General features: G+C 66.1%; 19 protein-coding genes and 1 tRNA gene. 13 read left to right on the top strand and 7 right to left on the bottom strand.

Annotated elements, in window-relative coordinates:
* Positions 1-49: 49 nt before the first annotated feature.
* The gene (locus tag PXD02_RS14745) at positions 50-1,105 is read right to left on the bottom strand and encodes a glycerophosphodiester phosphodiesterase family protein (protein WP_275104584.1); all 1,056 of its coding nucleotides are present in this window, start codon (positions 1,103-1,105) and stop codon (positions 50-52) included.
* 141 nt (positions 1,106-1,246) lie between these two features.
* Entirely contained in the window at positions 1,247-3,886 is a 2,640-nt protein-coding gene (clpB, locus tag PXD02_RS14740; RefSeq protein ID WP_275104583.1) for an ATP-dependent chaperone ClpB, read from the bottom strand.
* Positions 3,887-4,042: 156 nt separating this feature from the next.
* On the opposite strand from clpB, the gene pyrF reads away from it, so the two are divergent.
* Together pyrF and PXD02_RS14730 are read left to right on the top strand one after the other, a co-directional pair.
* Positions 4,043-4,726, top strand: a complete 684-nt coding sequence (gene pyrF / locus PXD02_RS14735) for an orotidine-5'-phosphate decarboxylase (RefSeq protein ID WP_275104582.1) — start codon at positions 4,043-4,045, stop codon at positions 4,724-4,726.
* A 27-nt stretch (positions 4,727-4,753) separates the two neighbouring features.
* Positions 4,754-5,473, top strand: a complete 720-nt coding sequence (locus tag PXD02_RS14730) for a hypothetical protein (protein ID WP_275104581.1) — start codon at positions 4,754-4,756, stop codon at positions 5,471-5,473.
* Here PXD02_RS14730 and PXD02_RS14725 read toward each other — a convergent pair.
* From PXD02_RS14725 to PXD02_RS14710, 4 genes are read right to left on the bottom strand one after another with little or no spacing between them, the layout of a single operon-like run.
* The gene (locus PXD02_RS14725; protein ID WP_275104580.1) at positions 5,421-5,912 is read right to left on the bottom strand and encodes an NUDIX hydrolase; all 492 of its coding nucleotides are present in this window, start codon (positions 5,910-5,912) and stop codon (positions 5,421-5,423) included. The two genes, PXD02_RS14730 and PXD02_RS14725, sit on opposite strands and share 53 nt — an antisense overlap.
* Complete coding sequence (locus PXD02_RS14720; protein WP_275104579.1) at positions 5,909-6,169, bottom strand: hypothetical protein; 261 nt, start codon at positions 6,167-6,169, stop codon at positions 5,909-5,911. Before PXD02_RS14720 ends, PXD02_RS14725 begins: the two co-directional genes overlap by 4 nt.
* Positions 6,166-7,068: an SPFH domain-containing protein gene (locus PXD02_RS14715; RefSeq protein ID WP_275104578.1), complete on the bottom strand. Its 903-nt coding sequence runs from the start codon at positions 7,066-7,068 to the stop codon at positions 6,166-6,168. The genes PXD02_RS14720 and PXD02_RS14715 overlap by 4 nt, the downstream gene beginning before the upstream one ends.
* A 13-nt stretch (positions 7,069-7,081) precedes the next feature.
* Positions 7,082-7,948 (bottom strand): N-formylglutamate amidohydrolase, encoded by an 867-nt coding sequence (locus PXD02_RS14710; protein ID WP_275104577.1) that lies wholly within the window; start codon positions 7,946-7,948, stop codon positions 7,082-7,084.
* Between the two features lie 159 nt (positions 7,949-8,107).
* Here PXD02_RS14710 and PXD02_RS14705 point away from each other — a divergent pair.
* From PXD02_RS14705 to PXD02_RS14675, 7 genes are all read left to right on the top strand, one after another.
* Positions 8,108-8,182 (top strand) — tRNA-Val (locus PXD02_RS14705).
* Between the two features lie 77 nt (positions 8,183-8,259).
* Entirely contained in the window at positions 8,260-8,385 is a 126-nt protein-coding gene (gene ykgO, locus PXD02_RS14700) for a type B 50S ribosomal protein L36 (RefSeq protein ID WP_042245282.1), read from the top strand.
* A gap of 366 nt (positions 8,386-8,751) precedes the next feature.
* Positions 8,752-9,021, top strand: a complete 270-nt coding sequence (gene rpsO, locus PXD02_RS14695) for a 30S ribosomal protein S15 (RefSeq protein ID WP_103172335.1) — start codon at positions 8,752-8,754, stop codon at positions 9,019-9,021.
* 166 nt (positions 9,022-9,187) lie between these two features.
* Positions 9,188-9,739, top strand: a complete 552-nt coding sequence (locus PXD02_RS14690) for a hypothetical protein (RefSeq protein ID WP_275104576.1) — start codon at positions 9,188-9,190, stop codon at positions 9,737-9,739.
* A 277-nt stretch (positions 9,740-10,016) separates the two neighbouring features.
* Positions 10,017-12,161, top strand: a complete 2,145-nt coding sequence (pnp, locus tag PXD02_RS14685) for a polyribonucleotide nucleotidyltransferase (RefSeq protein ID WP_275104575.1) — start codon at positions 10,017-10,019, stop codon at positions 12,159-12,161.
* Positions 12,162-12,244: 83 nt separating this feature from the next.
* Positions 12,245-12,994: a hypothetical protein gene (locus PXD02_RS14680; RefSeq protein ID WP_275104574.1), complete on the top strand. Its 750-nt coding sequence runs from the start codon at positions 12,245-12,247 to the stop codon at positions 12,992-12,994.
* Between the two features lie 81 nt (positions 12,995-13,075).
* Positions 13,076-13,858 (top strand): hypothetical protein, encoded by a 783-nt coding sequence (locus PXD02_RS14675; RefSeq protein WP_275104573.1) that lies wholly within the window; start codon positions 13,076-13,078, stop codon positions 13,856-13,858.
* Between the two features lie 52 nt (positions 13,859-13,910).
* On the opposite strand, the gene PXD02_RS14670 is transcribed toward PXD02_RS14675, so the two are convergent.
* Positions 13,911-14,567 carry a peroxiredoxin gene (locus PXD02_RS14670; RefSeq protein WP_275104572.1) on the bottom strand — a complete coding sequence of 219 codons (657 nt, stop codon included), beginning with the start codon at positions 14,565-14,567 and terminating at the stop codon, positions 13,911-13,913.
* A gap of 156 nt (positions 14,568-14,723) precedes the next feature.
* Between PXD02_RS14670 and PXD02_RS14665 the strand changes: the two genes are divergently transcribed.
* From PXD02_RS14665 to flgK, 4 genes are all read left to right on the top strand, one after another.
* On the top strand, positions 14,724-16,172 hold the full coding sequence (locus PXD02_RS14665) for an aldehyde dehydrogenase family protein (protein WP_275104571.1): 1,449 nt from the start codon (positions 14,724-14,726) through the stop codon (positions 16,170-16,172).
* Positions 16,173-16,276: 104 nt separating this feature from the next.
* Positions 16,277-17,014 (top strand): flagellar motor protein MotB, encoded by a 738-nt coding sequence (locus PXD02_RS14660; protein ID WP_275104570.1) that lies wholly within the window; start codon positions 16,277-16,279, stop codon positions 17,012-17,014.
* Positions 17,015-17,082: 68 nt separating this feature from the next.
* Positions 17,083-18,399: a flagellar hook protein FlgE gene (locus PXD02_RS14655; RefSeq protein ID WP_275104569.1), complete on the top strand. Its 1,317-nt coding sequence runs from the start codon at positions 17,083-17,085 to the stop codon at positions 18,397-18,399.
* Positions 18,400-18,412: 13 nt separating this feature from the next.
* Positions 18,413-19,867 carry a flagellar hook-associated protein FlgK gene (gene flgK / locus PXD02_RS14650; protein WP_275104568.1) on the top strand — a complete coding sequence of 485 codons (1,455 nt, stop codon included), beginning with the start codon at positions 18,413-18,415 and terminating at the stop codon, positions 19,865-19,867.
* Position 19,868 lies beyond the last annotated feature (1 nt).

Raw genomic sequence — 19,868 nt, 5'->3', positions numbered from 1 at the left:
CTCGGAAAATCAGGGGAAAAAAAGGGCGGCGAAGGGCCGCCCGTTTGGGTCAGGCCCGGCGGCGGCGGATGCGCAGCGCGGTCAGCGCGCCAAGGCCCGCGGCCATCAGCGGCAGGCCCGCCGGCAGCGGCACCGGCGCCAGGTCAAGCGAATCGACGACTGCGCGGGCATAGTCGGGGTTGTCGGTGATGATGCCGTCCAGGCCCCAGTCCAGCAGATCCTTCAGCTGCGCGAAGGCCATGTCCTGATCGGCGGGGCGGAAGGTCCAGCCATAGACGCTGAGGCCCAGGCCATGCGCATAGTCGATCAGATCCTTGGTGATCGAGCCATAGCTGGCCGCCAGCGTATCGATATGGCCCGCGACCTGGCTGACCAGCACGCCGTCGATGGTCCACTGATCGCCAGCCTTGCCGATGCCGCCCAGCTGGGCCACGCCCATGTCCACGCCATATTCGCGCAGCAGGTTGCTGTAGGCGAAGACATTGCCGAAATCGAAGGACTGGACCATCGACTTTTCGCGGGTGGTATAGCCCTTGTCGATCAGCGTCTCGATCACCGCGCGGCTGGTGGCCTCGTCATAGGCGTATTTGCCCTCAGTCAGCATCCCGACCTGGGTGCCGTTCTTTTCGTTATAGGCGGTCAGCGCGTCCAGCATGTCGGCGAAGCTGGGGATGCGATAGGGATTCGGATCCTGGGGCGCGAAATCGGGATAGGTCCACTGACCCGAGCCGGTCGGCTCGACCGTCAGGGCCTGCAGTTCCTGATAGGTGAAATCCTTGACCGCATAGCCGCCGTTGCGCGGGGCATAGACGGATTCGACATTGGTGGTGCGGGCCAGGCTGGAATCGTGCATGACGACCAGAACGCCGTCCTTGCTCATCATCACGTCGGTCTCGACATAGTCGGCGCCCATCTTGGCCGACAGTTCGTTCCCGCCGATGGTGTTCTCGGGCAGATAGGCCGGGGCGCCGCGATGGGCGATCACGATCGGGGCCTGGCCGTTCAGCGTGGCATAAGGGTTGTCGACGGAAGCTGCCGCGAGGGGCAGCGCGAAAAGGGCCGAGGCGCAGACGGCTGCGGCGGTAAACTCTGCAATTCTTTGCATGATCTTGATCCTGAACAACGACTTCGCGTTTTTTCGCGATGCCGTCTGGGTATCAGGGCAAGATCAAGGAAACGTGGACAGGTCGTGACCGGTTGGTGACCGAAACATGAAAAGGCCCCGACGATGCGGGGCCTTTTCGGATCAATGGACGGTCAGGTCGGGTTTTGGCCCTTCGCCCACCGCGCCCAGCTTGTGGCCCGCGCGGCCGATCCGGTTGCCGACGATCAGCCCGTCCGGCCCGGCGCTGACATGGACGGTCTGGCCGTCCAGAACCTCGCCCGACAGAAGCAGCTCGGCCAGTGGATCCTGCAAGGCGCGCTGGATCACCCGTTTCAGCGGACGCGCCCCGAAGACCGGGTCATAGCCCTGGTCGGCCAGCCATTTGCGCGCCCCATCGTCCAGGTCCAGCGTGATCTTGCGCTGCGCAAGCCGCTGTTCCAGACGCCACAGCTGGATCTTGACGATGGCGTCCATATTGGCCCGCGTCAGGCGGCGGAAGATGATGATCTCGTCCAGGCGGTTCAGGAATTCGGGCCGGAAATGCGCCCGGACCGCCTCCATCACCTGGCTGCGCGCATCGCTGGAATCGGCGCCCTCGGGCAGATGCGACAGCGCCTGCGACCCCAGGTTCGAGGTCAGGATGATCAGCGTCTGCTTGAAGTCCACCGTGCGGCCCTGCCCGTCGGTCAGCTGCCCGTCGTCCAGAACCTGCAACAGCACGTTGAAGACGTCCGGGTGGGCCTTTTCGACCTCGTCGAACAGGATCACCTGATAGGGACGCCGCCGCACCGCCTCGGTCAGGACGCCGCCCTCGTCATAGCCGACATAGCCCGGAGGGGCGCCGATCAGCCGGGCCACGGAATGTTTTTCCATGAATTCGGACATGTCGATGCGGACCATCGCGCTGTCATCGTCGAACATGTATTCGGCAAGCGCCTTGGTCAGTTCGGTCTTGCCGACGCCGGTCGGACCCAGGAACAGGAAGCTGCCCAGCGGACGGTTCTCGTCGTTCAGGCCCGCCCGCGCGCGGCGGACGGCGTTGCTGACGGCGATCACGGCCTCTTGCTGGCCGATCACGCGGGCGCCGATTTCTTCTTCCATCTTCAACAGCTTCTCGCGCTCGCCTTCCAGCATCTTGCTGGTGGGGATGCCGGTCCAGCGTTCGACCACCTCGGCGATCTGTTCGGGGCGGACGGCTTCTTCCACCATCAGCCCGTCGGCGCCGCCGTTCTCGGCCTCGGCCAGCTTCTTTTCCAAGCCGGGGATGATGCCATAGGACAGTTCCCCCGCGCGGGCCAGATTGCCCTCGCGCTTGGCCTGGTCCAGTTCGGCGCGGGCGCGGTCAAGCTGTTCCTTCAGGTTGCGAGACCCTTCCAGCTTGTCGCGTTCGGCCTGCCAGCGGGCGGTCATCTCGGCGCTGCGCTGTTGCAGGTCGGACAGATCCTTTTCCAGCCGTTCCAGCCGGTCCTTGCTGGCCGCGTCGTCTTCCTTCTTCAGCGCCTCGGCCTCGATCTGCATTTGCAGGATCTGCCGGTCCAGCTGGTCCAGTTCCTCGGGCTTGCTGTCGACCTCCATGCGCAACCGGCTGGCCGCCTCGTCCATCAGGTCGATGGCCTTGTCGGGCAGGAAGCGGTCGGTGATGTAGCGATGCGACAGCGTCGCCGCCGCCACAAGCGCCGCGTCCGAGATGCGCACCCCGTGGTGCAGTTCGTATTTTTCCTTGATGCCGCGCAGGATGGAAATCGTATCCTCGACGGTCGGTTCCTCGACCATGACCGGCTGGAACCGCCGGGCAAGCGCCGCGTCCTTTTCGATATACTTGCGGTATTCGTCCAGCGTGGTGGCGCCGACGCAATGCAGTTCCCCGCGCGCAAGCGCGGGCTTGATCAGGTTCGCGGCATCCATCGCGCCATCGGTCTTGCCCGCGCCGACCAGCACGTGCAACTCGTCGATGAACAGGATGATCTCGCCCGCGGCGGTCTCGATCTCTTTCAGGATCGCCTTCAGACGCTCCTCGAACTCGCCCCGATATTTCGCACCGGCGATCAGCGCGCCCATGTCCAGCGCCATCAGCCGCTTGTCGCGCAAGCTTTCGGGCACGTCGCCATCGACGATGCGCAGGGCCAGCCCTTCGGCGATCGCGGTCTTGCCGACGCCGGGTTCGCCGATCAGGACCGGGTTGTTCTTGGTCCGGCGGCTCAGCACCTGCATGGCGCGGCGGATTTCCTCGTCCCGGCCGATGATCGGGTCGATCTTGCCGTCGCGCGCGGCCTGGGTCAGGTCGCGGGCATATTTCTCCAACGCCTCATAGCTGTCTTCGGCGCTTGCCGAGTCCGCCGTGCGGCCCTTGCGGATGTCGTTGATCGCCGCATTCAGGTTCTGCGCGGTGACGCCGCCCGCGGTCAGCGCGTCGCGGGCATTGGTGTTGACCATCGCCAGCGCCATCAGGATCCGCTCGGCCGGGACGAAGCTGTCGCCCGCCTTCTTGGCGACCTGCTCGGCCTCGTCCAGCAGGCGCACCAGGCTGGGGTCCACATAGACCTGGTTGTTGCCGCCCTTGACCTTGGGCAGCTTGGCGACGGCCTGATCGACCGCCTGCCGGACGGCGCGCGCGTCGCCGCCCGCCCGCGTGATCAGGTTGGCCGACAGCCCCTGATCGTCATCCATCAATGCCTTCAGCAGATGTTCCGGCACGACCCGCTGGTTTTCCTCGCGGATCGCGATGGTCTGGGCGGCCTGCATGAAGCCCCGCGACCGCTCGGTGAACTTTTCCATGTTCATCGGCAAATTCCCCTTTCAATAGCCCCCGTTACCCGGACACCCCGAAGGCACGCCCGATTCGGGTCTTCGGAAGAAGATTTGGGAAGTTTCCGGGCGCTTTCAAGCCGCCTGGGCCTGTGCCATAACGCCGCGATTTTCCTGCGGATGGGGACGACCATGGATGACCGGCTGATCGTGGCACTGGACGTGCCGAACGCCGTGGCGGGGCTGGAGCTTGCCGAACGGCTGGGCGATGCCGTGGGCTTCTACAAGATCGGCCTGGGGATGCTGACCGGCGGCGGGCTGGCGCTGGCGCAGGAGCTGAAGGCGGAACACGGCAAGCGCATCTTCCTGGACATGAAGCTGTTCGACATCGGCGCCACGGTCGAGGCCGCGGTGCGGGGGCTGGCGGCATTCGACCTGGATTTCCTGACCGTGCATGGCGACCCGCATGTGGTCCGCGCCGCCAAGCAGGGCGCTGCGGGATCGGGGCTGAAGATCCTGGGCGTGACGATCCTGACCTCGTTGGAGCGCGCCGATCTGGATGCGGGCATGATCCGGCCGGGCGACCTGCACGAGATCACCGTGGAACGCGCCGCCCGCGCCTTCGAGGCCGGCGCCGACGGCATCATCTGTTCCCCGCGCGAGGCCCAGGCGATCCGCGCCCTGCCGGGGTCGCGGCTGATCGTGACGCCGGGCGTGCGACCGGCGGGCGCGGCGCTTGGCGATCAGAAGCGGGTCGAGACCCCGGCCAGCGCCATCGGGGCGGGGGCCGATCATATCGTGGTCGGCCGCCCGATCTGGCAGGCCGCCGATCCGCGCGCGGCGGCGCAGGCGATCCTGGCGGATCTGCGGGGCTGACGGGCACCGGCGAAAGGAGGCAAGGCGATGGCGGACGATCACGGCATAAGGCAGAAATCGCATAACGATCTGGTCCTGTCCTTCCTGGCGGTCCGGCGGGCCATCGGCGCGCTTGGCTTCTTCCTGCCGCTGGCGCTGCTGGCCTATGGGCTGGCTGTCGGCGAATTGCTGCCCAGCATCTCCTCGGCCTATTACAGCCCGATGCGAGAGGTCTTCGTCGGCAGCCTGATCGCCCAGGCGGTGTTTCTGTGGAGCTACGAGGGCTTTCGCCCCGATGCGGGCGATCTGGTCACGGACAAAGGCACGGCGCGGGTGGCGGCGGTGGCCATCGCCCTGGTGGCCCTGTCGCCCACCTGCAAGGACGGTTGCGTCCTTCCCGACGAGGCGGCCTGCACGCTGCTGCAATGCCTGCTGAAGCCGCCGCTGGCGTCGCTGGTGCATCTGGTCGCGGCGGCGGTGTTCTTTGGCGCCCTGGCGGTCTATTGCCTGGTGCTGTTCACCAAGGGCGCGGTGGACGGGGCGGAAAAGGACGCCTCGAACCGGATCTATCGGATCTGCGGCTGGATGATCGTCGCCAGCATCGGGTTGATCGGCGTGCTGTTCGCGACCGGGCTGGACGACCGGCTGGCCGGTCTGCGCCCGGTCTTCTGGCTGGAAACCGTCGCCACCTTCGCCTTCGCGACAAGCTGGATGGTCAAGGGCGACGCGCTGCGCCCGCTGGTACGGGGCGTGGCGGCGCTGCGATAAGCTCGCGGACCAGGGCGCGGAATTGCGGGACCGCGCGGGGATGGGCGGCGAAGTCCGCCAGCGGCATCATCCGCCATTCCTGCCCCTCGTCGCCGAAGCGGATGGCGGCGATCTCGGCCGCGTTCAGTTGCCCGGTGAACAGCCAGGACCGCCAGCCGGGATGCCGGATCGAGGCGAAGGACCGCCCCACCAGCCGCGACGGCGGCAGCGTCAGACCGAATTCCTCGCGCAATTCGCGCAGGGCGCAATCCAGAGGCGATTCGTCGCCCTCGCGCCCGCCGCCGGGCAGATCCCAGCAGGCCGGAAACGGCAGACCCGGCCTGTCGTCGCGCAGATAGGTCAGCAGCTGCCCGTCATGGACCAGGACCAGCTTGGCGCCGTGAAAGGCCGCTTCTTCTTGGCCCGGAGACCCGGCCCCGGCATCCGCCCCAGCCGTCATTCGTTGATGTCGCGGTCCCAGATCCGCTTGTCGCCCCGGCTGGTCGGCCACAGCCGCCGGAACAGCAGCCAGGCTGCGGCCGACAGCAGCGCGGTGACGACCAGCGTCGCGGGCAGATCCGCCGTCCACAGCCCGGTCAGCAGCAGCACCCCCATCAACCCGACCGAGGCCGCAAGCCCCATGAAGGCCCAGCCCGGCACCAGCAGTTCGATTCCCGCCAGCACGAAGGCGGCGATCAGCCACAGCCAGCCGTTCATGACGACGACCGCCCACGCAGCAGGCCGAAAGCGTCGCCAAAGGCATCCAGCGCGGCGGCGGGCAGCAACACGACCTGCTTGCCGTCGCCCCGGCCGACCTCGGCCAGCGCCTCGACCTGTTTCAGCGCCACCTGATACTGCGCGGCCTCAAGCCCGTTCTTCTGGATCGCCTCGGCGATGGCGGCGGTGGCATAGGCCTCGGCATCGGCCAACACGCGCTTGGCCTTGGCAAGCTGTTCGGCGGCATACAGATCGCCGTCGGCGGCCAGTTCGACCGCGCGGCGCTTGCCCTCGGCCTCGGTCACCTGGGCGCGGCGGGCGCGCTCGGCGTTCAGCTGTTGCAGCATGGCGGCGCGGGTCGCCTGATCCAGGTTCACGTCCAGGATCTCGGCCCGCGTCACCTCGATCCCCCAGTCGTCGACGACATTGGCCAGCGATTCGCGGATCCGGGTGATCAGGGACGCGCGGTTCGACTGCACCTGGTCCAGTTCCATCGTGCCGATTTCCGACCGCACGATGCCCGCGACGGTGGTGGCGATGGCCGCGTCGATGTCGCGGATGCGGTAGACGGTCTTTTCCGGCTCGATGATGCGATAGAAGACGCTGGTTTCCACCTGCACCAGCACGTTGTCGGCGGTGATGGCGTCCTGGCTGCTGGTCGGCAACTGCCGTTCCAGGACCGAGATCCGGTGCGCCACGCGGTCCAGGAAGGGCACGGTCAGGTTGATCCCCGGCCCCAGCACGGCATGCAGGCGGCCGAACCGCTCGACCACGTATTTTTCCGATTGCGGCACGATCCTGACCGCCGACAGCACGGCCAGCAGGATCAGGACCGCCAGCACGATCAGGGCAATGTTCCGGCCCAAGGCATCGGCAATCAGGTTCGGCAGGTCGTCCATCCGTTCACTCCTGTCATTCGGCGGCGATGGCGGGGTCCGACCGGTCGTCGCCTTCCAGGACCGCCAGCTTGCGAATCACCCGCCCCATCCTGGCTGCGACATCGTCGAACCCGTCATGCGGGGCGACGGCCTTTTCGTCCATATACAGCGCCCGGTCGATTTCCAGCTGCACCACATGGATGTTCCGGGCGGGCCGGCCATAGGCCGAACAGATATAGGCCCCCGCGAAGGGCGAATTGCGCCGGATCCGCCAGCCCTCGGCCTCGACGGCGGCGACGATGGCATCCGACACGCGCGGGGCGGCGGACAGGCCGTGGCGGTTGCCCAGCACCATGTCGGGGCGCGGTCCGTGCAGATGGGCCAGGGCGTCGTGCGGCATCGAATGCATGTCGATCAGGATCGCCTGCCCGAACCGCGCCTGCGCCTCGGCGATCAGGGCGGTCAGGGCCTGGTGATAGGGCCGCCAATAGGCGTCGATGCGGCGTTCGGCCTCGGCCCGGTCCAGGGGGCGTTCCAGGATGGCGCGGCCCTGCGACACGACCCGAGGGATCACGCCCAGGCCCGCCAGGGTCCGCTGGTTCAGGGGATGGCGGGGCACGCCGCGCACCACCAGCGGGTCGATCTCGTCCGGGGCGCGGTTCAGATCGACGATGGCGCGGGGCACCTGCGCGCGAATCGTCACCGCGCCAAGGGACGGGGCGCAGGCGATCAGCCGATCCACGAAGGCATCCTCGGACGACCGCAGGGTTTCCGGCGGCAGCTTCGTGCCTTCCAGGAACCAGTCGGGATAGACGCGTCCCGAATGAGGCGATCCGAAAATGACGCCGCTGGCCCAGCGGTCGGGCCGGTCGATCAGGACAGGCAGGTCGGATTCGGTCAAGTCAGACCCCGGCGGGCGGTTTCTTCCTGAACCTTATAGACGATAAGTTTCCTGCTGCGATAGGGCTTGAAACCCCCAAGGCCCGCCTATATAGACACGCGGACCAAAGGCGGTTCGGGACGTTTCCCCAGAGGGAAGCGGACGGGATCACCCAAGGACGGGCGGTTAGCTCAGCGGTAGAGCACTACGTTGACATCGTAGTGGCCACTGGTTCGATCCCAGTACCGCCCACCATGTTTTCGCCGCCCCCGGCAGCCGTCGGGGGTCTTTCGTTTTCCTGCGGCTGCGAGCCGCGTGATGGAGAAAAACCGATGAAGGTTCGCAATTCGCTCCGCTCGCTGAAAAGCCGGCACCGCGACTGCCAGGTGGTCCGCCGCAAGGGCCGCATCTATGTGATCAACAAGACCAACCGCCGCTTCAAGGCCCGCCAGGGCTGACAGGCCACGATCACTGCGAAAACGAAACAAACCCGCCCGATCCGGCGGGTTTTTTCATGCGCCGGGGCCGCCCTGGACCTGTCCGGCAGCCGTGACGGGGACGACGATACCGGCGATCCCGCCCCCGGCGGCACGGTCCTGGTGACGGTGAACGGCGATCCGATCGCGCGGATGCCGCAAGGCGGCGGCCTGGCCGTCGCGGAAATCGTGATCGTCCGGGGTCCGGGATAACTTGCCCCTTTCCCTGGCCGCGCTTTCCCTGTATGGGCGCGCATCCGGCCCGGTGCTTCGGGCGGACCCTCCACGGGCCAGTGCTGGACGACATCCCGGCCTGCGCCATAACCCCGTTCCGAAAAGGAGACCCCGATGTCGATCACCGTTGAAGAAAAAGCCCGCGTCATCAAGGAATTCGGCACCGCCGCAGGCGACACCGGCTCGCCCGAGGTGCAGGTGGCGATCCTGTCCTCGCGCATCGCCACCCTGACCGAGCATTTCAAGACCCACAAGAAAGACAACCATTCGCGCCGTGGTCTGCTGATGATGGTCGCGCAGCGCCGCAAGCTGCTGGACTATCTGAAGAAGAAGGACGAAGCCCGCTATACCGACCTGATCGGCAAGCTGGGCCTGCGCCGCTGATCGCAGCCCGACCGGACAGGCAGGCGCCCGCGATCCCGTCGCGGGCGTCTTGCGTTTCAAGGCCCCTGAACTGGTTAATGCTTCATTAAAATTCAAAGGGCTATTTCGTCGACTCCCGTTTGACGGCCTCTAAAATCGGGGGCGTTATCAACGAGGAACCGCGGAAATGATACTTGGTATTCTGAAACCGATCTTGCAGCCCCTTCTGAACCCAACGATCCCCGCAGCGCCCGCCGCAACCCCGTCCCGCGCCGCGACGACATCGACCGGGGCCGTGGTCCCGGCCGCCGCCGCGTCCCAGCAGACGATCCAGCAGGCCGCAGAAACGCCTCTGGTGGCGGCATCCCCGCAGCAAGGCAGCGCAGCGGCGCAGACTGAAGGCGTCAAGTTCGACCTGTCCGACAAGGCGCTGCAACGGGTCGCGGCCGCCGCCGCAAACCAATCCTCGGACCCTGCTTCGGCCCCGGCATCGGCCGAACCTGTGGCGGCCGTTTCTGAAACAGCCGCCGACCGACCCGCCGAGGCGGCCGATCCGTCCGAGGAAGATCGCGCCCGCGCCTGGGCCATCCGCGGGATGGAGCGGGAAAAGCTGCTGAACCTGGTCGACATCCTGAAGGTCACGCCCAAGGCCGACCCGGCTCAGAAGGAGGTGGCCGAACATGCCGCCGCGCAGCCCAGCGTCCAGGCCGCGCCGGCGAGCCAGCCGGGGGCCGCGTAACGCCTGGCCCGCCCGAACCGCAAGGAACCCGCCCGCGGCCCCGGCTGCGGGCGTTGCCGTTGACGACGAACCCGTGCCCCGCCCCGCGCCTTGGCGGGCCTCCGGCGGCGGGCCGGTCTGGCCACTTCCCAAGCCCCCTGTTTTCCTGTAAGGCCCCGCCATCTGTGACGTGACGCCCATGCCCTGGGGCACATGCAAAGGATAGGGGCGGCGGCAATGGGGCCGCCATATGACACGGGCGCGAACCAGAGGGCTGGCGCGGCCCAGAGGAAATCAGATGTTTGATGAAGTGAAGAAATCCATCCAGTGGGGCCAGGAAACGCTCACGCTGGAAACGGGCAAGGTTGCCCGTCAGGCCGACGGCACGGTCATCGCCACCCTGGGCGAGACCAGCGTCATGGCCAACGTGACCTTCGCGAAAGAACCGAAGCCTGGGCAGGACTTCTTCCCGCTGACGGTTCACTATCAGGAAAAATACTATGCCGCGGGCAAGATCCCCGGCGGCTTCTTCAAGCGCGAGGCGCGCCCCTCGGAAAAGGAAACGCTGACCGCGCGCCTGATCGACCGGCCCTGCCGCCCGCTGTTCGCGCCGGGCTTCAAGAATGAAGTGCTGGTGATGTGCACCGTGCTGTCGCACGACCTGGTGAACGATCCCGACATCGTGGCGATGATCGCGGCCTCGGCGGCGCTGACCCTGTCGGGCGTGCCCTTCATGGGTCCGATCGGCGCCGCCCGCGTGGGGTTCGCCAACGGCCAGTATGTGCTGAACCCCGAAGTGTCGGACATGGACAACCTGCGGGCCAACCCGGAACAGCGGCTGGATCTGGTCGTCGCGGGCACCAAGGACGCCGTGATGATGGTCGAGTCCGAGGCCTATGAACTGTCCGAGGACGAAATGCTGGGCGCCGTGAAGTTCGGCCACGAGCAGATGCAGCCGGTGATCGACCTGATCATCGACCTGGCCGAGGCCGCCGCGAAGGAACCCTTCAACTTCCAGTCGCCCGATTACAGCGCGCTGTTTGCCCGCGTGAAGTCGCTGGGCGAAGCCGGAATGCGCGCCGCCTATGCCATCCGTGACAAGGGTGAGCGTCACGATGCCATCGAAGCCGCGAAAGCGGCCGTCAAGGCCGGCCTGTCCGAGGACGATCTGGCCGATCCGAACCTGGATTCGGCGCTGAAGAAGCTGGAATCGGGCATCCTGCGCGGCGACGTGATCAATGGCGGCGCCCGCATCGACGGCCGCGACAACAAGACCGTCCGCGCCATCGACAGCGAAGTCGGCATCCTGCCGCGCACCCATGGCAGCGCGCTGTTCACCCGTGGCGAGACCCAGGCCCTGGTCGTGACCACGCTGGGCACCGGCGACGACGAACAGATCATCGACGCCCTGCACGGCAACAGCCGCAGCAACTTCCTGCTGCACTACAACTTCCCGCCCTATTCGGTGGGCGAGGTGGGCCGCGTCGGTTCCCCCGGCCGCCGCGAGATCGGCCACGGCAAGCTGGCCTGGCGCGCGCTGCAAGCCGTGCTGCCCGCGCCGACCGATTTCCCCTATACCATCCGCGTCGTGTCCGAGATCACCGAATCGAACGGCTCGTCCTCGATGGCGTCGGTCTGCGGCGGGTCGCTGGCGATGATGGATGCGGGCGTGCCGCTGAAGGCGCCGGTCGCCGGGGTGGCGATGGGCCTGATCCTGGAAGACGATGGCCGCTATGCGGTCCTGACCGACATCCTGGGCGATGAGGATCACCTGGGCGACATGGACTTCAAGGTCGCCGGCACCGCCGAGGGCATCACCTCGTTGCAGATGGACATCAAGGTCGCGGGCATCACGCCTGCCATCATGGAACAGGCCCTGGCGCAGGCCAAGGAAGGCCGTCTGCACATCCTGGGCGAAATGGCCAAGGCCCTGACCGAAGGCCGCCGCGAATTTTCGGCCCACGCCCCCCGGATCGAGACGATGCAGATCCCGACCGACAAGATTCGCGAAGTGATCGGGTCCGGCGGCAAGGTCATCCGCGAGATCGTCGAGGTTTCGGGCGCCAAGGTCGACATCAACGACGACGGCACCATCAAGATCGCCTCGGCCAATGCCGATTCGATCAAGAAGGCCTATGACATGATCTATTCGATTGTGGCCGAGCCGGAAGAAGGCCGGATCTATACCGGCAAGGTCGTCAAGCTGGTCGATTTCGGCGCCTTCGTGAACTTCTTCGGCAAGCGCGACGGCCTGGTCCATGTGTCCCAGATCGCCAACAAGCGCCTGAACCATCCGAACGAACTGCTGAAGGAAGGTCAGGAGGTCAAGGTCAAGCTGCTGGGCTTCGACGATCGCGGCAAGGTCCGCCTGGGCATGAAGATGGTCGACCAGGAAACCGGCCAGGAGATCACCGAGACCAAGGAAGAACCGGCCGAGGGCTGATCCTTCCGCAAGATCGTGAAGCACCCGGCCTTGTCCGGGTTCTTCTTTTGACGGCATTCCAGTTCGGCAAGGGCCACAGGCGGATGGTCAGGCGCAGGAAATCCAGGATCGAGCGGTTCTTCTCGTTGAACCAGCACCGCAAACGCTGGGGCGCCCGGCGCCATATCGTCGCCGATCCCGATCTGGCCGCAATGCGGGACCGGATCATCGAGGCGGGCACGCCTGTGCAGACCCACGGGTCGGAAAAATCGCTCGACCAGCATCTGGCGAATCTGCGGAGAGAGTTCTCGGGGCAGGCGGAACTGCTTTTCCACCATGCCTCGCTGATTGTCCTGATTCGCCGCGAGGTGCGGCTGGCCGAAAACATCGCGCGGTTCGAAGCGCTTTGGGCGCAGGAGGCAGGGTTCCTGTGCCGACGCTTGAATCTGCGCTGGCTGATCTCGGCCGCGGATACGCTGGCCGACCATGCCGCCGATCCGCAGGCGCGGGCGGTGGCGATGATGGCCACGCTTCTGGGCAATATGGTCAAGATCGGCGAATCCGACCGCTATATCCACGGCGCCGAGACGCTGGCCCCGCTGCCCGAACGGATCGAGGGGCTTCAGGCGGGCATGGTCCCGCTGTTCGACGGGCTGGCCGTGTTCAAGGCGGGCAGCGATGACATGCTTCGCAACCTGTATTGGCGGCTGGAGCCTTATTTCGCCACCGGTCCCGCGGGGATGATCTTCAAGACGATCTATGACCGGATGCAGATCCATGACACGACCTTCGCCCGGCTGCGCGCGCTGCACCATCGCGATCGCACCGGCTGGTGGGACAGCGGCGAAACCTGAACCCGTCGGCTGGTCGTCACGTCCTTCTTGCCAGACCGATCCGGCCTGGCGCAAGCTGCCTCCCAACCACGAGAGCTGGACATGAATGGTGAGTCCCTGCTGATCCTGACAATGAAATGGGGCACGCTCTACAGTGCGGCGGATGTCAACCGGCTGGCCGCGCAGGTGCGCCGCCACCTGGACCGGCCGTATCGCTTCATCTGCTTCACCGATGATGCCGAGGGGCTGGCACCGGGGATCGAGGCCCTGCCGCTGCCCGAACTGGGGCTGCCCGAGGGCAGTTCCGATACGCGGTGGCGCAAGCTGGCGCTGTTTCGCCGCGATCTGGGGGGGCTTTCGGGGACGGCGCTGTTTCTGGATCTGGACTTGGTGGTCGTCGGCGATCTGGCGCCGTTCTTCGATTATCCGGGCGAGGTGCCGATCATCCGCGATGACGATCTGTTCCGTCCGAAACCCCTGCGCCGCCTCCGGCCCGCCCGCGACCGCTTCCTGCATCGGGTCGGCAATACCTCGGTCTTCCGCTTTACCATCGGCGCGCATCCCGAAGTGCTGGACCGCTATCTTGCCGACCCCGCCGACGCCTCGGCCCGTTATGAGCATGAACAGCAGATGGTCAGCGACCTGCTGGATCGGCAGGGCAAGCTGACCTATTGGCCGCGCGGCTGGTGCGTCAGTTTCAAGAATGACTGCGTGCCCCGGAATGTCGCCAGCTATCTGCGCGATCCAAGCCTGCCCCAGGGCGCAAGGATCGTGCTGTTTGCCGGGGCGCCGAAGATGGAGGAGGTCTTTGCCGGCCGGGGGCACAAGGTCTATCGCCGGATCGGCAAGATCGACTGGCTGCGCCGGGCCTGGGAAAACCCCTGAGGGCAGTCGGCCTGAGGATCGGCCGCACCCCCAGGCGCGGCCGAGAGGGGCCTTACGCCGGATCCCTGGCAAAGCGCAGATAGGGCAGCTTGATGTCCAGCGGGCCGTATTTTTCCTCGGCCGCCTTGTCGTCCAGCGACAGCGCCACGATCACGTCCTGGCCGGGCTGCCAGTCGGCGGGGGTCGCGATGGGCACGCCGTCGGTCTTGCGCACCGCGTCCAGAGCGCGCAGGATCTCGGCGAAGTTGCGGCCGATGGACATCGGATAGGTCAGCGTCAGGCGGATTTTCTTGTCGGGGCCGATGATGAACACGCTGCGCACGGTGGCCGAATGGGCGGGGGTTCGGCCTTCGTCCGGCAGGTAATACTCGGCCGGAAGCATGTCATAGGCCTTGGCGACGGTCAGGTCGCGGTCGTCGATGATCGCGAAATTCGCCGGGACGCCCGCGACCTGTTCGATGTCGCGCTTCCATTTGCCGTGATCCTCGACCGAATCGACCGAGACGCCCAGAACCTTGGTGTCGCGCTTCTCGAATTCTGGAACCAGCCGGGCCACGGCGCCGAATTCGGTCGTGCAGACCGGCGTGAAGTCGCGCGGATGGCTGAAGAGGATCGCATAGCTTCCGTCCAGCCAGTCGTGAAAGCGGATCTCGCCCTCGGTCGAGGAGGCGGTGAAATCGGGGGCGATGTCGTTGATGCGCAGGGACATGAGGGGCCTTTCGAGTGGGGTGACCCCGGCAGAATAGGGAAAACGAACCGGAATGCCAGTGATTTATCGACGTTCTTTGTCGAGATTTACAAGGCTTGCACAGGGCCGCCCGCCGCTTCACCTTGTGCGGGAAATCCGAACGGGGAAGGGATCGCCATGACCGGGCTTCTGGACAAGCGCAAGTTCTATATCGACGGGGCCTGGGTCGATCCCGCCCGCGCCAGCGACCTTGACGTGATCGACCCTTCGACTGAAGAGGCGGTGGTGGTCATCAGCCTGGGCGACCAGGCCGATACCGACCGCGCGGTCGCCGCCGCCAAGGCGGCCTTCGCCGACTGGTCGCGCACGGATCCCGCCGAACGGCTGCGCCATGTCGAACGGATCCTGGAGATCTACAACCGCCGGGCGCCGGACATGGCCTGGGCGATCAGTCACGAAATGGGCGCGCCGCAGGACATGGCGCTGGGCGACCAGACCGCCGCGGGCACCTGGCATATCCAGAATTTCATCAGTGCCTTCAAGGAATTCGACTTCATCCGTCCGCTGGGGGATCATGCCCCGACCTCGATGGTCGCATGGGAGCCTGTGGGCGTCGTGGGCCTGATCACGCCCTGGAACTGGCCCATGAACCAGGTCACGCTGAAGGTCATCCCGGCGATCCTGGCGGGCGATACCTGCGTGCTGAAACCGTCCGAGATCGCGCCCCTGTCGTCGCTGCTCTTTGCCGAGATCGTGGACGAGGCGGGCCTGCCCAAGGGCGTCTTCAACCTGGTGAACGGCGACGGGCCGGGGGTCGGCACGCAGCTTTCGACCCACAAGGATGTGGACATGATCAGCTTCACCGGCTCGACCCGCGCCGGGATCGCGATCACCAAGGCGGCGGCGGATACGCTGAAGAAGGTCGTGCTGGAACTGGGCGGCAAGGGGGCCAACATCGTCTTCGCGGATGCCGACGACAAGGCCGTGGTGCGCGGCGCGCGGCATTGCTTCTATAACAGCGGCCAGTCCTGCAACGCGCCGACCCGGATGCTGGTCGAACGCTCGATCTATGACCAGGCGGTCGAGACGGCGGCCAGGGTTGCCCAGGAAACCCAGGTGGCCAGCGCGCACCAGCCGGGCAAGCATATCGGCCCCGTGGTCAGCAAGCCGCAATGGGACCGGATCCAGGATCTGATCCAGAAGGGCATCGACGAGGGCGCGCGCCTTGTCGCCGGCGGCACCGGCCTGCCCGACGGCGTGAACCGCGGCTATTTCGTCCGCCCGACCGTCTTTGCCGATGTCGGCAACGACATGACCATCGCCCAGCAGGAAATCTTCGGCCCGGTCCTGTCGATCATCCCCTTCGACAGCGAGGAACAGGCCATCGAGATCGCCAACGACACGCCCTATGGGCTGACCAACTATGTCCAGTCCCAGGACGGCGCGCGCCGCAACCGCGTGGCGCGCCGCCTGCAGTCGGGGATGGTCGAGATGAACGGCCAGTCGCGCGGCGCGGGATCGCCCTTCGGCGGCGTCAAGATGTCGGGCCGCGCCCGCGAAGGCGGCGTCATGGGGCTGGAGGAATTCATGGATTCCAAGGCCATCAGCGGCTGGCACACCGACTGAGCCGGCCGTCCCGTCCGGGGATAATGCCTAGCATTTGAGGGGTCGGCTTGTTTCACGGCTGACTTGCCGCGACATTCCGCCTGAACAGCGACGGCGGGATGGCGATGGCACGGCAGAAGGGGGCGGCGGGCCCCACGATCATGATCAAGCGGGTGACCGCTTCGGACGAAGGCGGCCACCATGGCGGCGCCTGGAAGGTCGCCTATGCGGATTTCGTGACCGCCATGATGGCGTTCTTTCTGCTGATGTGGCTTCTGAACGCCACCACGGAACAGCAGCGCGTGGGCCTGGCCGAGTATTTCAACCCCACCATCGTGCGGACGCCCGGCGCCTCGGGCGAGGGGGTGGAACAGCTGGGCAAGGATGCCTCGGACGCGACCCTGGATCAGGTGGCCGAGGAGATCGGCCGCCAGCTTCGCGCCACCGGCGGCGAATCGCAGCAACTGACCAATCTCTTGCGCCACGTCGTCACCCGCATGACCGATGAGGGGCTGGTCATCGAACTGGGCGATCTGACCGACCAGGCGCTGTTCGTGGAAGACAGCGCCCAGCCGCAGCCGGTCCTGTCCGAACTGACGCGAATCATCGCCCGCGTCATTGCCAAGACCCGCAACCAGATCGCCGTTTCCGGCCATGTCCGGGCCTATCCCGAAATGTTGGTGAACTCTCCGGTCTGGTCGCTGTCGGATGCCCGCGCCCATGCGGTCCGCAACCTGCTGGAGGGATCCAGCCTGGACGCCAAGCGAATCCAGCGGGTTACGGGATATGCCGACCGCAAGAGCAAGACCGGAAACCCGATGGATCCGGCCAACAACCGGATCGAAGTGATTTTACTGAGATAGGCCGGCGCGATTAGGCGAATCTTAAGCCCTGCGTTGGATGATCAAGGCGAACTGAAAAAGGTGATGCCATGTCAATGTCTTCCGCGATGAGTGCCGGTGTTTCCGGGCTGGCGGCAAACTCCACCCGTCTTGCCACGATTTCCGACAATATCGCGAACTCGGGCACCTACGGCTACAAACGGATGGAAACGGACTTCAATTCCTTCGTGCTGAACCAGCATCGCATCGCCGGGCTGTATTCGGCGGGGGGCGTCACGGCCACGACGCAACGCCTGATCGAGGATGACGGGGCGCTGTCGACGACCTCTCACCCGCTGGATATCGCGGTGTCCGGGCGCGGAATGCTGCCGGTGACATCGGCGGTGGATCTGGACAACGGCTTTACCGACCTGCCCTTCATGATGACCCGGACCGGCTCGTTCCGCACCGATGCCGAGGGTATCCTGCGCACGGAATCGGGCCTGGTCCTGATGGGCTGGCCCGCCCAGGCGGATGGCAGCATCCCGGTGATGTCGCGCGATACCATGACCGGGCTGGTGCCCGTCCAGATCAGCGCCAACCAGACCGCCGGCGATCCGACGACCCAGATATCCCTTGGCGTCAACCTGCCCGCGACGGAAACGTTGCCCACGGCGTCAGGCGCGTCGATCCCTTTCAGGGTGGAATATTTCGGCAACCTGGGCACGTCCGAGGCCTTGAACATCACCTTCGCTCCCGACGCCTCGGACGCGACAGGCATGTCAAGCACCTGGGTGATGGAGGTGCGCGATTCGGCGTCGAATCCGGCGACCAACCTGGTCGGGTCGTATCGGATCGTCTTCGATGAAAGCCAGGCGAATGGCGGCAGCATCGCCAGTGTGACCACGCTCAGCGGCGGGGCCTATGACCCGGTAACGGGGGCGATCGGTCTGGCCGTGGCGGGCGGGTCCATGGATCTGGTCATCGGCACGCCGGGCGGGACGACGGGAATGCGCCAGCTTTCGGCCAATTTCTCGCCCACCAACGTCACCAAGAACGGCTCTCCGGTCGGCAACCTGACCACGGTCGAGGTGGATGCGGACGGGTTCCTGAAGGCCAGCTATGACACCGGCTTCGTCAAGACGCTGTATCAGATTCCGCTGGTGGACGTGCCCAATCCGAACGGTCTGATCTCGGTCGATTCGCAGGCTTTCAAGATCTCGCCAACCTCGGGCAGCTTCTTCCTGTGGGACGCGGGCGACGGTCCGACGGGTTCCGTTCAGGGCTATGCCCTGGAGGAATCGACCACCGACGTGGCCGAGGAACTGACCCATCTGATCATGACGCAGCGCGCCTATTCGTCGAACGCCAAGATCATCCAGACCGTCGACGAGATGCTGCAAGAAACCACCAACATCAAACGCTGAGGGGTAAGTTGGAATGAGCATCGCGCGCGCCCTTGGAAATGCCGTGTCGGGCTTGACGGCCACGGCGCGGGGCACCGAAACCGTCGCGGCGAACCTGGCCAATGCCGCGACCCCCGGCTATGCCCGGCGGGAACTGGCGGTCAGCGCCCAGACCGCGGGCGGCAATGCCGGGGGCGTGCGCGTCGATGGCGTCACCCGCGCCGTGAATGCCAGCGTGCTGTCCGAATCCCGCCTTGCCGAGGCCGCGCGGGCCGAGGCCTCCACCCGGCTGGCTTTCGCCACGACAATCGAGGATCAGATCGGCATCGCCGGCAAGGCCGGCAGCCTGGGCGCGGCGCTGACTGATTTCCAGACCGCGCTGTCATCGGCCGCCAGCCGCCCCGGCGACGAAATCCGCCTGACACAGGCCGTGGACAAGGCGCAGGCCCTGGCCTCGCGGCTGAATGCGGCCTCGAACCAGGTTCAGGCCGCCCGCAGCGCGGCGGATCAGGCGATTGCCGCCGATATCACCGCGCTGAACAAGTCCTTGGCCGAGGTCGCGCATCTCAATCGCCGGATCACGGTGATGGAAGCCGACGGTTCGGACCCCTCCTCGCTGATCGACCAGCGGCAGGGGATCATCAGCGAAATTTCCAAGATCGTCCCCATGCAAGAGGTGACGCGCGCCGCCGGTGCCGTGGCCCTGTTCACGACCGGAGGCGCTGTGCTTCTGGACGGGACCATGCCGACCGCATTCGCCTTCGACGCGGCAGGTCAGGTGACGGCTGGCCAGACGGTCGGATCCGGGCTGGCGCTTCTGACGCAGAACGGGGCCGAACTGACGCAGGCCCAGATGCGGCTTTACGCGGGCGGGTCGCTGGCCGCGAATTTCGCGATCCGCGACGAGTTGGCCCCAGCCGTCCAGGATTCGCTGGACGATCTTGCCTATGATCTTCACGAACGCCTGGCCGATCCTGCCGTCGACGGCACGCTGACCGCCACCTCGGCCGGATTGTTCACCGACGATGGCGCCCGCGCCCGTCTTGCGGACAAGACAGGGCTGGCCGGGCGGATCAGTGTGAGCGCCGCCGTCGTGGACTCCAAGGGCGGCGATGCCTGGCGTCTGCGGTCCGGGCTGGCGGCCGGTGCAGAAGGTGCCGTCGGCGACGCCAGCCTGCTGGTCGCGATGTCGGACGCCCTGAACCAGGCGACCGCAGCCTTGGCGGGCACCGGGTTCAGCGGTAAGGCCTCGTTGGCCGACCGCCTGGGCACGGTGGAATCGCAGGTTTCGACCGCGCGGGTCAATGCCCAATCCGACGCCGCAATCCGCAACGGGCAGGCCGATACGATCTGGTCGCGGCTGGCCGCGGACGGTGTGGATAGCGACGCCGAAATGCAGCGGCTGCTGCAATACGAACAGGCTTACGCCGCCAATGCGCGGGTCATTCAGGCGATCCAGACCATGATGGATCAGATACTGGGGATATGAC

It is taken from the genome of Paracoccus sp. S3-43, assembly GCF_029027965.1.
Classification (GTDB): domain Bacteria; phylum Pseudomonadota; class Alphaproteobacteria; order Rhodobacterales; family Rhodobacteraceae; genus Paracoccus.
The sequence above is the reverse complement of the archived record's forward strand: the minus strand, read 5'-3'. Positions and strand labels throughout refer to the sequence as shown.

Excerpts from the sequence above, each read along its gene's own strand:
- PXD02_RS14725 (WP_275104580.1), bottom strand. The coding sequence starts at position 5,912 with ATGACGGCTGGGGCGGATGCCGGGGCCGGGTCTCCGGGCCAAGAAGAA.
- PXD02_RS14675 (WP_275104573.1), top strand. The coding sequence starts at position 13,076 with ATGAATGGTGAGTCCCTGCTGATCCTGACAATGAAATGGGGCACGCTC.
- pnp (WP_275104575.1), top strand. The coding sequence starts at position 10,017 with ATGTTTGATGAAGTGAAGAAATCCATCCAGTGGGGCCAGGAAACGCTC.
- PXD02_RS14730 (WP_275104581.1), top strand. The coding sequence starts at position 4,754 with ATGGCGGACGATCACGGCATAAGGCAGAAATCGCATAACGATCTGGTC.
- PXD02_RS14655 (WP_275104569.1), top strand. The coding sequence starts at position 17,083 with ATGTCAATGTCTTCCGCGATGAGTGCCGGTGTTTCCGGGCTGGCGGCA.
- PXD02_RS14665 (WP_275104571.1), top strand. The coding sequence starts at position 14,724 with ATGACCGGGCTTCTGGACAAGCGCAAGTTCTATATCGACGGGGCCTGG.
- PXD02_RS14715 (WP_275104578.1), bottom strand. The coding sequence starts at position 7,068 with ATGGACGACCTGCCGAACCTGATTGCCGATGCCTTGGGCCGGAACATT.
- pyrF (WP_275104582.1), top strand. The coding sequence starts at position 4,043 with ATGGATGACCGGCTGATCGTGGCACTGGACGTGCCGAACGCCGTGGCG.
- PXD02_RS14680 (WP_275104574.1), top strand. The coding sequence starts at position 12,245 with ATGGTCAGGCGCAGGAAATCCAGGATCGAGCGGTTCTTCTCGTTGAAC.
- flgK (WP_275104568.1), top strand. The coding sequence starts at position 18,413 with ATGAGCATCGCGCGCGCCCTTGGAAATGCCGTGTCGGGCTTGACGGCC.
- rpsO (WP_103172335.1), top strand. The coding sequence starts at position 8,752 with ATGTCGATCACCGTTGAAGAAAAAGCCCGCGTCATCAAGGAATTCGGC.
- PXD02_RS14660 (WP_275104570.1), top strand. The coding sequence starts at position 16,277 with ATGGCACGGCAGAAGGGGGCGGCGGGCCCCACGATCATGATCAAGCGG.
- PXD02_RS14670 (WP_275104572.1), bottom strand. The coding sequence starts at position 14,567 with ATGTCCCTGCGCATCAACGACATCGCCCCCGATTTCACCGCCTCCTCG.
- PXD02_RS14745 (WP_275104584.1), bottom strand. The coding sequence starts at position 1,105 with ATGCAAAGAATTGCAGAGTTTACCGCCGCAGCCGTCTGCGCCTCGGCC.
- ykgO (WP_042245282.1), top strand. The coding sequence starts at position 8,260 with ATGAAGGTTCGCAATTCGCTCCGCTCGCTGAAAAGCCGGCACCGCGAC.
- PXD02_RS14690 (WP_275104576.1), top strand. The coding sequence starts at position 9,188 with ATGATACTTGGTATTCTGAAACCGATCTTGCAGCCCCTTCTGAACCCA.
- PXD02_RS14720 (WP_275104579.1), bottom strand. The coding sequence starts at position 6,169 with ATGAACGGCTGGCTGTGGCTGATCGCCGCCTTCGTGCTGGCGGGAATC.
- clpB (WP_275104583.1), bottom strand. The coding sequence starts at position 3,886 with ATGAACATGGAAAAGTTCACCGAGCGGTCGCGGGGCTTCATGCAGGCC.